14 protein-coding genes are annotated in these 15527 nt (G+C 42.5%); 4 read left to right on the forward strand and 10 right to left on the reverse strand.

The features are described 5' to 3' along the window. Positions 1 to 124 precede the first annotated feature (124 nt). Positions 125 to 1273, reverse strand: coding sequence for a DUF5009 domain-containing protein (locus tag AAFN85_RS21270; RefSeq protein WP_347529634.1), 1149 nt, complete (start codon positions 1271 to 1273; stop codon positions 125 to 127). 265 nt (positions 1274 to 1538) lie between these two features. Here AAFN85_RS21270 and AAFN85_RS21275 point away from each other — a divergent pair, with 265 nt between their 5' ends. The 4 genes from AAFN85_RS21275 to AAFN85_RS21290 all read left to right on the forward strand — a co-directional run bounded on the left by AAFN85_RS21275 (position 1539) and on the right by AAFN85_RS21290 (position 4281). After that, positions 1539 to 2216 (forward strand): pseudouridine synthase, encoded by a 678-nt coding sequence (locus AAFN85_RS21275; RefSeq protein ID WP_347529635.1) that lies wholly within the window; start codon positions 1539 to 1541, stop codon positions 2214 to 2216. A 58-nt stretch (positions 2217 to 2274) separates the two neighbouring features. Then, complete coding sequence (locus AAFN85_RS21280; RefSeq protein ID WP_347529636.1) at positions 2275 to 2541, forward strand: hypothetical protein; 267 nt, start codon at positions 2275 to 2277, stop codon at positions 2539 to 2541. Between the two features lie 160 nt (positions 2542 to 2701). Beyond that, the gene (locus tag AAFN85_RS21285) at positions 2702 to 4003 is read left to right on the forward strand and encodes a DEAD/DEAH box helicase (RefSeq protein ID WP_347529637.1); all 1302 of its coding nucleotides are present in this window, start codon (positions 2702 to 2704) and stop codon (positions 4001 to 4003) included. A 26-nt stretch (positions 4004 to 4029) separates the two neighbouring features. Next, entirely contained in the window at positions 4030 to 4281 is a 252-nt protein-coding gene (locus AAFN85_RS21290) for a DUF1456 family protein (protein ID WP_347529638.1), read from the forward strand. A gap of 160 nt (positions 4282 to 4441) precedes the next feature. Here AAFN85_RS21290 and AAFN85_RS21295 read toward each other — a convergent pair whose 3' ends face one another. From AAFN85_RS21295 to AAFN85_RS21335, 9 genes are all read right to left on the reverse strand, one after another. Then, positions 4442 to 4996 carry a CAP domain-containing protein gene (locus AAFN85_RS21295; RefSeq protein ID WP_347529639.1) on the reverse strand — a complete coding sequence of 185 codons (555 nt, stop codon included), beginning with the start codon at positions 4994 to 4996 and terminating at the stop codon, positions 4442 to 4444. A 108-nt stretch (positions 4997 to 5104) separates the two neighbouring features. Continuing rightward, on the reverse strand, positions 5105 to 5902 hold the full coding sequence (locus AAFN85_RS21300) for a hypothetical protein (RefSeq protein WP_347529640.1): 798 nt from the start codon (positions 5900 to 5902) through the stop codon (positions 5105 to 5107). A gap of 359 nt (positions 5903 to 6261) precedes the next feature. After that, positions 6262 to 7197 carry a phosphatase PAP2 family protein gene (locus AAFN85_RS21305; protein ID WP_347529641.1) on the reverse strand — a complete coding sequence of 312 codons (936 nt, stop codon included), beginning with the start codon at positions 7195 to 7197 and terminating at the stop codon, positions 6262 to 6264. Between the two features lies 1 nt (position 7198). Next, positions 7199 to 7825, reverse strand: a complete 627-nt coding sequence (locus AAFN85_RS21310) for a sterol desaturase family protein (protein ID WP_347529642.1) — start codon at positions 7823 to 7825, stop codon at positions 7199 to 7201. A gap of 250 nt (positions 7826 to 8075) precedes the next feature. Further along, positions 8076 to 8813, reverse strand: coding sequence for a CDP-alcohol phosphatidyltransferase family protein (locus AAFN85_RS21315; RefSeq protein ID WP_347529644.1), 738 nt, complete (start codon positions 8811 to 8813; stop codon positions 8076 to 8078). 25 nt (positions 8814 to 8838) lie between these two features. Next, complete coding sequence (locus AAFN85_RS21320) at positions 8839 to 11406, reverse strand: DUF5686 family protein (RefSeq protein WP_347529645.1); 2568 nt, start codon at positions 11404 to 11406, stop codon at positions 8839 to 8841. Between the two features lie 608 nt (positions 11407 to 12014). Continuing rightward, the gene (locus AAFN85_RS21325; protein WP_347529647.1) at positions 12015 to 13337 is read right to left on the reverse strand and encodes an inositol-3-phosphate synthase; all 1323 of its coding nucleotides are present in this window, start codon (positions 13335 to 13337) and stop codon (positions 12015 to 12017) included. A 40-nt stretch (positions 13338 to 13377) separates the two neighbouring features. Continuing rightward, complete coding sequence (locus tag AAFN85_RS21330; protein WP_347529649.1) at positions 13378 to 14364, reverse strand: NAD(P)-dependent oxidoreductase; 987 nt, start codon at positions 14362 to 14364, stop codon at positions 13378 to 13380. Beyond that, the gene (locus AAFN85_RS21335) at positions 14361 to 15479 is read right to left on the reverse strand and encodes a GNAT family N-acetyltransferase (RefSeq protein WP_347529650.1); all 1119 of its coding nucleotides are present in this window, start codon (positions 15477 to 15479) and stop codon (positions 14361 to 14363) included. Before AAFN85_RS21335 ends, AAFN85_RS21330 begins: the two co-directional genes overlap by 4 nt. Between the last annotated feature and the right edge of the window lie 48 nt (positions 15480 to 15527).

Raw genomic sequence — 15527 nt, forward strand, 5'->3', positions numbered from 1 at the left:
GATTTTTTTGATTTATGGGATGCTTAGCATTTCTGTTCATAAAAAATCCTGCTCATCCTAAAAATCTACCCAAATCCCGGTTCAGACATCAGCGCAATCAACGTAATCATCTTCCCATTAGCGGTCACACCCGCAAAAATGTCTTCTTCGTATATAAATAATACAAAAACACCCACTTCACCATCACATAGCAAATAGCCATCACTACAATATTGTAAGGATCGCCAACCAGCTGGCCTATCCATCCAAAGAAGCCTTCGGTGGTGTAATCCCATTTAATGAAATGGCCGGAGATGTAAATGAGGATAGAATTCATACCTATCACCCTGAAATAAAAAGCCCATTTTTGATAGCCCTTTACATCAATAATATAATAAAACAAGGCCATCAGCAGTAAGCTTAAACCACCTACATGCATCACGAATGAGCTTGACCACAGGTTTTTATTAATAGGGAAATCGAGGTTCCAGATCTGCGCAATAATCAGAAATACCACACCTGCTGTGATCATGGTAAATACTTTATGCATTTGCGTTATGCCGCCTTTTTTGAGGAGGGTACCTGTTAAGATGCCTAAAATACCTGTGCTGATAGCCGGGATGGTTGAGAATAACCCTTCGGGATCGTGGATGCCTAAATATAACCTTCCGGGTAATATCGAACGATCAACAAACGAAGCGAAATTGCCTTTCATGGTGAGGTCGCCAATTGGGAAGCCCGGTGCCGAGGTGAATTTAAGCAACAGCCAGTACCCGATGATGAAGAAGGCGAACCAAAACATCTGCCAGCGTTCTTTACTGTACAGGTAAATAATATTGGCAAACATGTAGGCGATACCAATACGGCCTAAAACGCTCGGGAAACGGATCTGTGAGATGGGCATGATCTTTAAACCATTATTCACCACCAGACCCAGCAATACTAAAATAAATGCCCTTTTGATCACCCTGAATAATAACTGTTGTTTGGATTTACCTTTCTCCAGTTCACGGCCTACCGAAAACGGGGTTGATACGCCTGCCATAAACAGGAATAGCGGAAAGATGAGATCGTACAAATGGAAACCGTTCCAATCCGGATGGGTAAACTGGTTGGCTACAGCTCCCCAAAACGGCGAACCGGTAGCTTTAGCCATGCCGTGAAAAATTTCTTCGCCTCCCATTATCCAAAACATATCGAAGCCACGCAGGGCATCTAACGAGAATAATCGGGTAGGGGCGGCGTTGATATCGTCGGCCTGTTTGGCGCTTGCCTGTGTTGCTGTGGTAGCCATTGGTTTTAATTGGATTTAGGGTGCAACTAAAGATAGGAAAAGGGAAACTATTTCAAATTATTTTTTTAGATAGAGATACTTTTGAAATGGATTTAAAAAGATTTTCGATGTAGAGACGCATAATTGCGTCTCCCGTAGGACAAGCCGTATGCAAGGTGGGCAATGTGTTTAAAGCAACCGTAAATTGCATGCGGGAGACGCAATTATGCGTCTCTACATTTAGAAATAAAAATTCAGCGTAACTTCGCACCTTGAAAAAATATCCATGTTAGAGATCATATACCGCGACGAACACCTTATTGCCATCAATAAACCTCATGGTTTGCTGGTACACCGCTCATCCATAGCGGCAGATGCATCGGAGTTTGCGCTACAGTTGCTGCGCGATCAGATAGGGGTAAAGGTTAACCCTGTTCACCGGATAGATCGTAAAACAGGCGGTATTTTGTTATTTGCTTTCGATAAGCCAACGGAGATAGCCATGCAAAAGGCTTTTATGGAAAACGAGGTGAGCAAAAAATACCTCGCGATAGTTAGAGGGCATACGGTTGATAAAGAGGATATAGATTATCCCCTGCGTAAAGAGAACGGCACACTTCAGGATGCTTTTACATCGTACACCACATTAAAACGCGCCGAATTGGATGTGGCTTTGGGTAAACACCCAACCTCACGGTACTCGCTGGTTGAGGCGGTACCAACCACTGGCAGGATGCACCAGTTACGCAAACACCTGAGCCACATTTTCCACCCCATCATCGGCGACCGCACCCATGGTTGCAACAAACAAAACAAACTTTTTTCAGAGCGTTGGGAAATGAACACTATGCTATTGCACGCCCAACAGCTTAATTTTAAACATCCCATCACAGGTGAGGCTGTAAAAATTGAAGCAGAAATTCAGCCTGAATTTAAGCGGGCGATGGATATCATGGGTTGGTAGTGAATTAACCATAAGGCAAATATTTAAACAAAATAGATTGTGTATTGTATTTACATACATGAAACAACCTGTTATTTATGATCTGGATACCGATGATGGTATCCGTCATATCACTATCCAGCCGGTACATCAGCAAATACCGGGTACCGATGTTTACGCCACAGGAGTGTTTAGCTTAAATGAAGCCGAAACTGACCTTGGCGATATTGTTTTTGATGATAACATGCACGAGTGGGAATATACCGGTATGGGCAACCTAAACCATAACGAAGCCAAAAAGATAGCCCGGTTTATAAAGCATAACCTGAACGCATTAGTAGCCTGAAAAAGATGAGGCACAAAGCACGTTCAAGCGTCCACGCTTGAATGATCCGGAATGGGAGCGTCCACGCTCCCATTTTTTTGTTAAGCGCGGGTGCTCAAACCTGCGGCCATTAATCGAGCAAAAATATTTACCGTATCTTTGCCGCTCAACAAAAAATCCCATGATCGATCAGGCGCTTAGTAACCTTGGCATAACTGCCCTTAACCCCATGCAGCATGCCGCGCTTAGCGCCGCTAAAAAGGGCGATGTGATCCTGCTATCGCCTACCGGATCGGGCAAAACGCTTGGCTTTTTATTGCCATTGCTCAGCTTGCTTAATAGTGATGTGCCAACGGTTCAGGTAATGATCCTGGTACCATCGCGCGAGTTGGCTTTGCAGATAGAACAGGTTTGGAAAGCAATGGGCACCGGGTTTAAAATAAATTGCTGCTACGGCGGTCACCCGGTTAAAATTGAACGTAATAACCTGTCGCAGCCACCGGCTGTTTTGGTAGGTACACCAGGGCGGATAGCCTATCATTTGAGGCATGAAAACTTCAGTGCCGATACCATAAAAACGTTGGTGTTGGATGAGTTTGATAAAGCCCTCGAGTTCGGTTTTCAGGAGGATATGGCTTACATCATCAGGCAAATGTCTGCTATTAATAAGCGCATCCTTACCTCGGCTACTAAAATGGACGAGATCCCGGCTTTTACCGGTATTACCAACGCTAAAGAGGTTAATTTTTTAACCAATACCCAATCCGCTCCTGATATTAAACAGAAGGCTGTAATCAGTGAAGGAGAGGACAAGCTTGATGCTTTGTTTGCCCTGATCTGCAAAATAGGCAACAAAGCAACCCTTGTATTCTGCAACCACCGCGAAGCTGTTGACCGCATTAGCGAATTGCTTTGGTACAAAGGGTTGGAGCATGATATTTTTCACGGCGGTATGGAACAGGACGACCGCGAACGGGCACTGCTTAAATTCAGAAACGGAAGTCATCGCTTGTTGATCACCACCGATCTGGCTTCGCGCGGCCTGGATATTCCCGAAATAGAATACGTGGTACACTACCAGTTGCCTCATAACGAAGAGGCCTTTCTGCACCGCAATGGCCGCACAGCGCGCATGAATGCAAAAGGAACTTCATACCTGATGTTAACGCCCGATGAAAAGCTGCCATATTTAAAAGAGTTACCCGAAGTAGAGGTATTGCCCGAAAAACTGATCTTTCCGCCTGCTTCACCCTGGGTTACGCTATATATAGCGGCTGGTAAAAAAGACAAGGTAAACAAGGTAGATATAGTAGGCCTGCTGCTAAAAAAAGGCGGACTGGATAAAGATGATCTCGGCCTGATAGAAGTACTCGACTATTCATCGTATGCTGCTATTAAACGCGATAAAATAGAAGCGGTGGTACGTCAGGTAAAAGCAGAAAAAATTAAAGGCAAAAAGGTGAAGATGGAAATTTCGAGGTAATTTTGTTTTAACGAAAAAGAGATACGATGAGCAATAACGATATAATGAAAAAGCTGCGGGTAGCTATGAAGTTTACTGATGATGATATCATCAAAGTGCTAGCACTGGTGAATTTCAGGATCACCAAGGCAGAGATAGGAGCTATTTTCCGCGCTGATGACCATCCTAATTTTAAACCTTGCGGTGATCAGATTCTGCGTAACTTTTTGAATGGATTGATCATTTATAAACGCGGGCCGAGGGAGCCAAAGCCGAAAGCGGAAAATAAAGGGGAGTAAACTATTGAATTGTAAGTATTAAAAATGTCATTGCGAGCGTAGCGCGGCAACCGCACGGAAGCAGGGCCGCCCTGTATAGTATGCGATTGCCACGTCGCGCACGCGCACATCCCTTCGCCGGCTCCTCGCAATGACATGAGTAAGCCGGTTCAGACAAATCCTAATGCCTCTCCACAGGCTTCTCTTGTATCAACCTATATTTTCCAGATTTGATCAGTTTCTGCTGCTGCGCCGAAAACTCGGTACGTCCGCCAAAATCCTGTACCCAGTAGGTTTTATATTCGGCAACGCCAACTTCTCTAAAATCGGGGTTCATGAGGTTTTGGCAGTGGCCTTCGCTTTTAAACCAGCCGTCCATTACTTCGGGGATACTTAGCTGGCCTTGCGCTATATTCTCGCCAATGGCAAAGCTTTTAAAGCCTTTAAACTTGTAACCGGCAAACACAATACGGTCTTCCATGCTGCGGCCGTCTTTACTGGTATGGCTGAAATAGTTTTTCCGCGCCATATCTTTCGCGTGGCCGGTCGCGGCATCCTGCAAATCATCGTTCCAGGTAAGGGGTGGGGCTGGCGGAAAATATTTACTGCCGCAGTTGCATCCTTTTTGCCGGGTAGCATTAATGCGCGCTAAAAATTCGGCTTTAAACTGGCTGCTTTGGCTATAGGCGCTGTTAAAACCAAACAGCGCTACTAATATAACTATCAATTTTTTCATGCTGATCTTGGACATTATTAAACGCCCTCGGTTTAATTTATTGTCCCGGTCGGCGGATGCGTGAACGCCATCGCCCGCTTTTCTTTCGCCGGTAAAAAATAAATACACTTATAACGATGAGGATAATAACAACAAAGAGGAGGATGGAAAGGTTGCGCTCTTGGCTGATCTTAGCATTGGCCTGCGCTTGTTGTTGCTGGTATATACTTTTTTTTTGGCCAGTATGGAGTCTTTCTTTTTGATTTCGATGGTTTTGGCCACGTTCACCTGCGCAATGCTATCAACCGTAGCCTGGTTCAGGCTGTCATCCAAAAACTCGTGGCGTTTTATGGCTATGGCAGCTTTGTCGTAATCGTTCATTTTACGGTAGAGCTCGGCAAAACCCACTTGCACTATCGATTCTTTTTTAGGGTCATGTGTTTTTAGCGATAGGTTTAAAGCATCATTCAGATCCCGCATACTTAGCTTGTAATCTTTGATATCGCTTTTAATGGCGGCAAGTTCAACTAAGGAAGCGATGATATTCAGCGTATCATTCCGTTGCCTGGATATGGTGTTTGATTGTAGAATAAACCATTTGGCTTGACTAAACTTGCGTTGAGAGCGATATACTTTGGCCAGCGCGTTAAAGCTGGTACGCAAGCCTAAAGTATCGTTATAAGCCGAATAACTATGAAGGGCAAGCATGGTGTAGTTTAGTGCTTCGGTTTGAAAATAATATTTCATCCGACGGGTGGCTACGGTATCGTAACCTAAGTATTGGGCGGCAATTTGCGTATAGATAGGGCCTTTTAATGAATCGCTGGTGACCTGTAATTTTTGCTTAAGACTGTCCAGTTCGCTCGCGTTTGCGGGCAAGTTAAAGGCGGCGGTAGTAATAATAAGTAGAGTGATAAGTCTCTTCATATGAACCGATTACTCGAAAATACAATTAATCTGCTTATTTACGGTCAAATAGTGTGCCTGTTTGGGTGGATTTTGGGCTGGTACTGTCAGTATGAAGTATATTTTGTGCGATTATGAGCAATTCGGGGCTGTTTTTCAATGGGATAGCCGTTTGTGAAATATTCAACAAGTGTGAAATTGTTTTCCACAAAGAAAGCTTAAGTACGGGGAAGCGTATATAAAACCGGAATATGTGCTTAATTGAGAGTAAATACGAAATCTACAAAATGGCATTGCCAGGTAGGAAGCAACCGCGAACTATACAGGGCGTACCAGCGCGCGTGCGATTGCTTCGTACCTCGCAATGACATATTTTATTCTTATGAAATTACTTTTTGATAGCTATTCAAAGCCGATTGCAAAGCCGGGATCTTTTTCAATAAAAGGTTATAAAGCGCGATGCCTAAACAAGCAGTAGTAATACCAGCCAGCACATCTAGCACATAGTGATGGCTTGCATAAACGGCCGTAAACCAAATACCCACAGTAACTATCGCGAAGAAAATATTAACCCAACCCAAACGGTTTTTCAAGCCATAATAAAGTACGATAACCGGGTAAGAGGAATGCAATGATGGCATAGCCGCAAATACATTCGAGCCTTTGGTGTATATGTTTTTAAATATACCGGCATGAAAGTAAGCGTCGAATCTGGCCAGACCGGCTGTATTACCCATGGTTAAGGGTATAAAGTGAAAACCGTGTTGCTGTACAAACCATGGTGGTGCAGCGGGGTAGGTGTAGTAAACTATAAAACCCAGCATGTTCACCAACACAAACGTGATCGAAAAATTAATGAATTGCTTCTTGTTTTTGAAAAACAGGTAAGCCGCAAAACCCAGCGGAACCGGGATCCAGCACAAATAAAACAAGCCCGAAATTACATCGATATAAGTTTTAGTATTGGCCAGCCAGTACTCATTAGGGGTAAGCAGTTTGCCGTTAAAATGGATACCGAACAAATGCTTTTCGGCATTGTAAAGTTGCGCTATATGTACCGGGTTATAGTTGTAGTTAGGGAAGGCCTTCATGTAATCAAAAATGATCCAGTACACTATAAAAATAGTGAAGCCTAAAATAAACTTGCGGGTTATAGCCGATGCATAGAACAGCACGTTGAAAATAACAACCAAAGTAAGCTCATCGGGTTTGTAACCGATGAGAAATGTAGATAATGCCAGGTAAGCGATAGAAAGCAGCGAGACGATAATGATCGAGCGGATATTTACCGTTACGCCGGGATTGGCATTGCTCATGCTATTTTTTTAAGAAATCTGAACGGAAAATTTTATCCCAGAAGGGTGAGCTTACACCATAACCTTTCTCAGGATCCTGGTAGTGGTGCAGCATATGGTGCTGTTTGATCTTTTTGAAAATACCGCTTTTAAAGTTAAAGTGGTGCATGGCATAATGCGAGATATCATAGATCAGATAGCCCAGGATAAAGCCAGGGAAAAATCCCCAGATATAATCAACCGGCAGTAACCATTTAAACAAAAAGAAAAAGCCTGAAGCTAATGGGATGCTTAATGATGGAGGCAATACCAAGCGTTTGGCATCGCTTGGGTAATCATGATGAACACCGTGCATAATAAAGTGCAGGCGCTGTGCCCATTCCAGTTTTTCACTTGGGTGATAGTGGAACACAAAACGGTGCATAATGTATTCGGTAATGGTCCAGATGAATAAACCGAAAATGAACAGGCCGAGGTAGCCTAAGATATTCGGGCCCATCACATCGAAATATTTATAGCTGCAATAGCCAATAACCGGTACAAAAATATACAAAGGCACAGTCCAGTGCACTTTTGAGAGGGCCTCTAAAAAATCACTTTTAAACATCCTCACAGATTCCTGCGAGTTGGAGATATAATTCTTTTTCATTGCTTATAATCAGGGTTTAAAATGTTTTAGGATCTCTCGCCCTGTTTATGGTGTGTTAATTATTTAAAAGAAGAATGGCTTTTAACCAACAAAAGGCAATTTTAGCAAAGAAATTGCTAAGTGTAAATGCCCTTATTTAATTGTTGCGAAGATATGATATTTTGCCGGGAGTTGTAAGCTTTAAGTTAACACAAGCTGTTCAGCCTTTAAAACTGATAACTGCATACTGCCAACTCAAAACTGCCAACTGTTATTCTTCCCCTTCTTCCAGTTTCATCAAAGCTTTTTTGGCTTCTCTGAGCCTGTTAAAGGCAGTGATATTGGTTAATACAGCAAGAAGCACCAACGGAATGGTAAATATCGATATGGTTTCAAACACGTGGAACTTAATACCAGGGATAAACAGTTTATAATTACCACCAATGTATTGAGCTACTATACCTGATAATGCCGCGCACAAACCAATGGTAACCACACGTTCCGGACGTTGCATTAAACCACCTTTAATTTCAACGCCAAGGCCTTCGGCACGGGCGCGAACATAACTTACCATCATTGAGCCGATCAAAGCTATAAAGGCCGCTATTGAGCTTAAAAAATAGTGGTGGGCCACTAGGTAGTAGCAAATGCCCAAAAACATGATCAATTCGCTGTAACGATCCAATACTGAATCGTACAAGGCACCAAAGGTTGATTTCATGTTGCCCAAACGCGCAACCTGCCCGTCAAGCATATCAAATAAACCGGCAAACAGGATCAATCCTCCTGCCCAGCCAACATAGCTCAGGTCGCCGCGGTTGCCCTCTTCGGCACCTAAAATGAATATACCGGCTACGCCAACATTCAGCACAAAACCAATGGTGGTTACGGCGTTAGGGGTAAGGCCAATTTTTATAAGCACCTTCACAAACGGATCAATAACCTTATAAATACCCAATTGCAGGCTGGTTCTAAAAGATTTTCTTAATGTTGTTGCTTGCTGTTCCATTTTTTCTCGTTAAGTGAGATAGTTTTTAAAAGTCGAATTTAACCCTTGTGCGTAGTCCCCATTGGGCAACATTTGGCTGGTCAAGGTAGTTAAAGCGTCTCACAAAATCTATACGTATAAATTTAAATATATTTTCAATACCAACACTACCTTCAACATAAGGCGTTTTGCCTAATGTATAAGTAATTGGCACGCCATCGGTACCAACAGGTAATTGGTACAAGGCAGGGTGTATTGACGGGTTATTCTGATCAGACAGGCCACCGTACAGCACTTTTAACGATGCTGTTTCGCGCCATTTCAGTTTCTTTAACAAAGGTATTTTGTTGAAGAAGAAACCGCTAAAGTGCTGATCGATCCTGAAGCTGGCATACTTATCACTCACAAACTCCAAAAAGTTCATTAAGTTGTACGAGTCGATGTCGTAAGCGTAAGTCTGGTTAGCACGGTGTATCGTCAACAACGGATAAGGCACAGTACCAAAAATTTTACCTGCCGAAACATTGATATCCGCATAACCTAACTGCGAAAAGTAAAAACGTTTATCAGCACGGAAATCCAGTTTCTGATAGTTGTACTCGCCCGCGAACAAACCTTTTATACCAGCCGCGTAATCCAACTCAAATGCAGGGTATTTGTTAGGGATAGGGATCCTGTAAATTTTACCCTGGTAAAACTGCTCGTGCGGTGCCCAACGGATGCTTCCGGTAAGCTCGGTAGTAGTTAAGTGATGGATCGAGTTTGGTGTACCATTCAGGATATTATCAAAATATAATGATCCTGCAGGTTCCTGAGTCCATTTTTTGAAGCCACCGGCAAACGAAAGGTGGTTTTCCAGCTCATGCACATAATCAAACCTGTAAAAATCATTATACAGGTATTTATCGTTCACACCACGCTTAAATGATAACAGGAAGTTATCCTCCTGAACAAACTGTAAGCTTGCACCCGGAATTTTGGTATCACGCTGAAAGCTTGCACGGATATAGTTTTGCGGGAAACGATAGATAGATTTATCGTTAAGCGAGTAGGTAGCACTTAAAAAGTATTTCCAGCGCTCATCTTTAAAACCATAAGCGGCATAAGTTTCAAAATAGTAACGTTTGCTCAACTCGGGCGTGGTACGGCCACCTATCCGGAGGCGTAAACCTTCAACCGGGTTAAAGCTGTAAAATGTGTTGGCAGGGCCTAATTCAAACTTACCAAAGCCTTTGTAACCGGCCAGTAATAAGGTAGCAATATCAACCGTACGCTTAAACGACGGCATGTTACGCAAACTATCAATGTTTTTATAAACTTTACCCTCGGCGGCAGTTAGCGTATCCGGCCTGTTTTGCTGCCAGAACGAATCCGGGCGGTGTTTTACCTCATCGCTAAGTTCGGCATACTGCGAACCTTGGTAGGTGGTGTCCTGCCTTGGCTTATTAACCGTGTAATCGCTTAAGATGATCGACCTTATACCAAACAATCCACTCTTAGCATCTTTTTTAGATGCGCCAAAATCGGCAATAGTGGTGCTTTTACTCATGTGATAACGTCCATCCGGGTTTTGTTTAAACTCCAGATTAACAGTCATCGACCTGATAAAGTTGATGTTGATATGCTTGTTGATGGTCAGATCACATTTCTGAACAGCGAAATTACCATCCTGCGTAATGTAAATGCTGCCTTCAAATAATACGTCGGTAGTGTTACGCGGCGTGAAATCAAGCTTGATCAGTTTTTGGTTATGCTCATCAACAATGGTATCGGCAATAAAGAATTTATAATAGTTTGGCGAGTTATCTGAGATAGGGCTCAAAAACTGGCTGGTTATTAAAAATACGTTATTGGTATAAATATCAACCTTGTTGTAAAGGTGTTTAAAGTATTGGGTAAGGCCTTCATTATCAATGCCTGGGCCGTAGTTTACACTTTTCTGTCCTAATACTGTTTCTTTGTTCTTTTCGGGGTTTTTACGATAGTAAACCTGTTGTACCTTCTCATCCAGATAGATAGGTAACAATGATTTACCCGGTACCAACGAGCTATCGCGGTTATCTAAAATGAATTTGTATTTGCGAAAGAATTTCCTGTCGGAAAACTGTGCAGATACGTTGCTTAGCGCAAACATCATTTTATCATATTCCTTGTACTCAACGTAATCGTAAGCTTCCGGACGGTTTTTCGGTTTGTTTTCGATAACCTTGCGGATCAGCTCAACAGCCGGGTTATCCTTGTTACGGTACCTTGTAGTTCTTTTAGCCGATTTTACAACAACCTCGTTCAGTTGCTGTGAAGCCGGAAATAAACGTACATTGAGGGTTTGCGTTTTGCCAGGCTCAACAGTTAAAAAGGCATCCTTGTAACCTAAAAAAGAAACTTTAATTTGTTTTAATTGCTGATTTGAGGTTGCCAGGCTATATTTACCATTAACGTCGGCCGTGGTGCCTATGGTGGTTCCGGTGAAAGAGATACTTACAGAAGGCAGGGTTTGCTTGTTACCGGCATCGGTAACAGTACCCGTTATTACCGTTTGCTGCGCATACAATGCCGAAGCGGAAAAGAACAGTATCAGGAAAAATAAGCTTTTATAAATTCTTTTAAAATCCATGTATTTTGTGCAATTGTGCAAATACAAACTTCTTTTTTCCACTGTAATACTGATATACTTGTTATAAAGACGTATGTATTAGTTTGATCTATATTTTTGGCAGATTTAATGTTCCGCCCCATTTGTTTTACAGGTATCTGCCTTGTATTAACCTGTTTTGTTGAACTTTAGTACACTCCCGGCAGATGATTAATGGAGTTTACAATTAACAGGCCAAAGGTAAAAAAAATCACTACAGACTAATGTGGTCAAAAAGTCAAATATTGTTTACCAAAAGCCATATAAACGGGTTTCATAACTATAAATTAACTGTTAATAAAGCAGATAGGCGCGGTATTTACCGGCGTAAAATGTTTTTTGGTTTGATGCATCAAGTTACGTAATTCGCTGATATTTAGATGTTATTTAAACTCTTGTGCCTGCATTAAATTATAGGCCATGCAGCATAAATAACATTTTTTAACATATCATTTTATCAACCCGAAATAAGACAAACCCGCTAATATATTGTTACTGAACAGTGTATATTTTTACCAAACAAAAACAAAACAGCCGTGAAGCAGCTTGGTGCTCACGGCTGTTTGTCACGCTATATCGCTAAACGACGATTATTGACCGGCGAATGCGTCCTCGTAATAATCCAATCCAAGGTGTGTGATCAAATCTTCACCCATGATGTAACGCAGGGTGTTTTCCAGTTTGATCAGTTGTTTAAAGATATCGTTCTCAGCTGGCAAACCAGGTGCAGTTTGAGGCGATTTCAGGTAGAATGACAACCATTCCTGAACACCGCTCATGCCGGCACGTTTAGCCAGATCAGAGAAGATAGCCAGATCCAGCGCAATAGGGGCAGCCAGGATCGAATCGCGGCAAAGGAAGTTGATCTTGATCTGCATTTTGTAGCCTAACCAGCCAAAAATGTCGATGTTGTCCCAGCTTTCTTTGTTATCGCCATGCGGAGGGTAGTAGTTGATACGAATTTTGTGGTAGATGTTACCATACAATTCGGTGTTTTCTTCTGGTTTGAAGATATCTTCCAATACACCTAATTTTGATACTTCTTTAGTTTTGAAGTTATCCGGATCGTCAAGAACCCAACCATCACGGTTACCCAAAATGTTGGTTGAGAACCAGCCGTGTACACCTAATGAACGGGCTGCCAAACCTGGAGCCAAAACGGTTTTCATTAAAGTTTGACCGGTTTTGAAATCTTTACCGGCGATAGGGGTTTTGGTTAATTTAGCCAATTCCACTAAAGCAGGGATATCAACGGTTAAGTTAGGGGCACCATTAGCAAAAGGTACACCTAATTTTAAGGCCGCGTAAGCGTAGATCATACTTGGAGCGATCAGCTTATCGTCGTTTTTCAAACCTTCTTCAAAAGCAGCTAACGACTGGTGTACAGCCGATGCTTCATAATAGATCTCGGTTGACCCGCACCATACCAAAACAACCCTGTCAAGGCCATTAGCCTCTTTAAAGTTTTTGATATCTTCCATTACCTGCTCGGCAAGCTCAAGGCGGGTTCCGGTTTTAACGTGGGTACCATCAAGGTTTTTAGCGTAGTTTTTGTCAAACGCGGCTTTCATCGGTTTGATAGCTTCCAACTCGGCTTTCACGGCATGTAACAACCCTGATTCAAGCACTTGCGCGTTAGATGCAGCTTCAAATACGTTATCCTCGTAAACGTCCCAGCCACCGAAAACAATATCGTTAAGGTTAGCCAATGGCACGAAATCTTTAATTTTAGGGTTACGGTTTTCTGTCCGTTTACCCAAGCGGATGTGCCCCATTTGAGTGAGGGAGCCAATTGGCTGCGAGATGCCTTTTTTAACGGCCTCTACGCCGGCAATCAAGGTAGTGGCTACCGCACCTAATCCGGGGATCAGGACGCCGAGCTTACCATTGGCTGGTGTGATGTTAATTTTCATTTTATGTAACAATTTATTTGGTTAAGCGAGTTTGGAGGGTTTAAAGCCACTTGTGGGCTTTATACCATTTTAGTGTTTCGGCCATGCCGGCTTGCAGATTGTAGGAAGGATAAAAACCGAGATCGGATTTAGCTGCTTCAATATCGCAGTGCCAATTGGTGGCCATTAGTTCATTCAATTTTTCAATGTTCAGTATCGCGGCTTTATTTCTCAAAGAACTCAGTTTTTCAGAAACTGCTGCAATTATTTTTACAAAGTTTACAGGCAAATGAAACTTCAGGGGTTTAAGCTTCAGCTCATCTTTAGTGATATTACCTAACTCGTAACGGCTGTAAAAATTGCCATCGCTTAAATTAAATGTTTGGTTATTACCGGCATACAGCGCTTTGATACTGGCCTTGGCAAGGTCTTTAACGTATATAAAGCTCAGCTTTTGCTGCTTGTTGCCTATGTAAGGTTCAATGCCTTTAACAACCTGTTTAAAAAATATGAATATGCCGGTATCGCGGGGGCCATACACAGCTGTTGGGCGTAGTATGGTATAGTTTAAACCTTTAATTGTTTTTAATTTCTGCTCGGCAAGGAGTTTGCTTCTGCCATAAGCTGTAACCGGTTGTGGTACAGTTGCTTCGGTTATTAAGCCATTTAAAGTATCCAAAGGGCCAACTGCTGCAAGGCTGCCAACCAATACAAACTTTTTTAAAGCAGGGCAGGCCTCTTTTGCTGCCGAGGCAAGGTTATAAGTATAGGTGGCGTTGATGCGGTTGTATTCCCCTTCAGATCGGGCGCTGGTTACGCCCGCGGCGTGGATAATATAGTCGGGCTTTATTTCGGTCAGGAGCGTTTTGAGTGCTTCCTGGTTATTAAATTCGGGGTAGATGTATTGGATATCGAAATTTTTGAGGTGATCGATCTTGCTGCTTTTGCGTATCGCTATAAAAACTTCGAGGTTGTTTTGTAAAGCCTCCTCTATCAAATGATATCCTACAAATCCGCTTGCACCGGTTATTAAAACCCGTTCCTTCATATCGCTTTTTGGTATAGCCTGTATTTTTTATATGGATCGCCTTTTATCGCCTCGATGGCGCGGTTCACCATGTCGTTATTTTCCAATGTCCAGCCGGCTTCAGCATGGGCATATCCTTTTGCTTTGTATTCCCTGATGATGGTACCGTATAAACAAGCCTCGATGCCCATTTTGCGGTAATCTTCAATAACACCTAACGCGTAAATACGGATGCCTGTGATGGCTTTTTTGCCAAACAGTAGTTTGAAAATACCGGTAGGCAATAACCTGCCGCGTTTTATGATTTTAAAAATATCGTTGTAGTTAGGCAGTGCTAAACCAAAGGCTACAACTTTACCACGCTGTTCGGCAACAATGGCAAAATCCGGATCAAGGATCAGTTTAAGGTCTTTAGCCAGGTAATCAAATTCCTCATCGGTAAGTGGCACAAAGCCGGTATTGCTATCCCAGGCCGAGTTGTAAACTTCGCGAAGCTTGGCTGCTTCTTCCTTGAATTTTTTAAGGTTGATCTTACGGATGATGATATCGCTGCGTTTTAAACGTTCTTCGAGCGAGTTTAGTAAGCGTACCGACTTATCATCATAATGTTGCCCATCCCAATGCCATGATATCAGGTCTACATCTTTGGCAAAACCAAAGTCCTCTACCAACTTAGCATAATACTCGAAATTGTAAGTATTCATCAGGAAAGGGGAGCTGTCAAAACCCTCAATCAATAAACCGCAAGGCTCGTTGGTTGAAAAGTTGGTTGGGCCTAATAGTTTACCGGTTACGCCTTTTTCCTTGAGCCATTTGGTAACGGTTTCGAAAAGTACGTTGGATACGTTAGTATCGTTGATGCAATCAAAAAATCCCCAGAAACCATCATTAACATGGCTGTACTCATTATGCCCGTTGTTTAAAATAGCGGCTATACGGCCAACAATTTTATCGCCATCGTAAGCTAAAAAAGGTTGTACGGTGTTGTGCTTGTGGAAAGGGTGTTTGGTTAACAGGTCCCTTTGGGCAATGAACAGTTCGGGAACGTAGTAGGGATCGTCCTTGTACAGGTCATGCGGAAAATCAATAAACGAAGCCAGTTCTTTTTTTGATTTAACCGTTACTATTGTAATCATGGGTGATGGATAATTGATAGGGCAAATTGGAATGCCTTATAAATAATA

This window comes from Mucilaginibacter sp. CAU 1740, assembly GCF_039839285.1.
Classification (GTDB): domain Bacteria; phylum Bacteroidota; class Bacteroidia; order Sphingobacteriales; family Sphingobacteriaceae; genus Mucilaginibacter.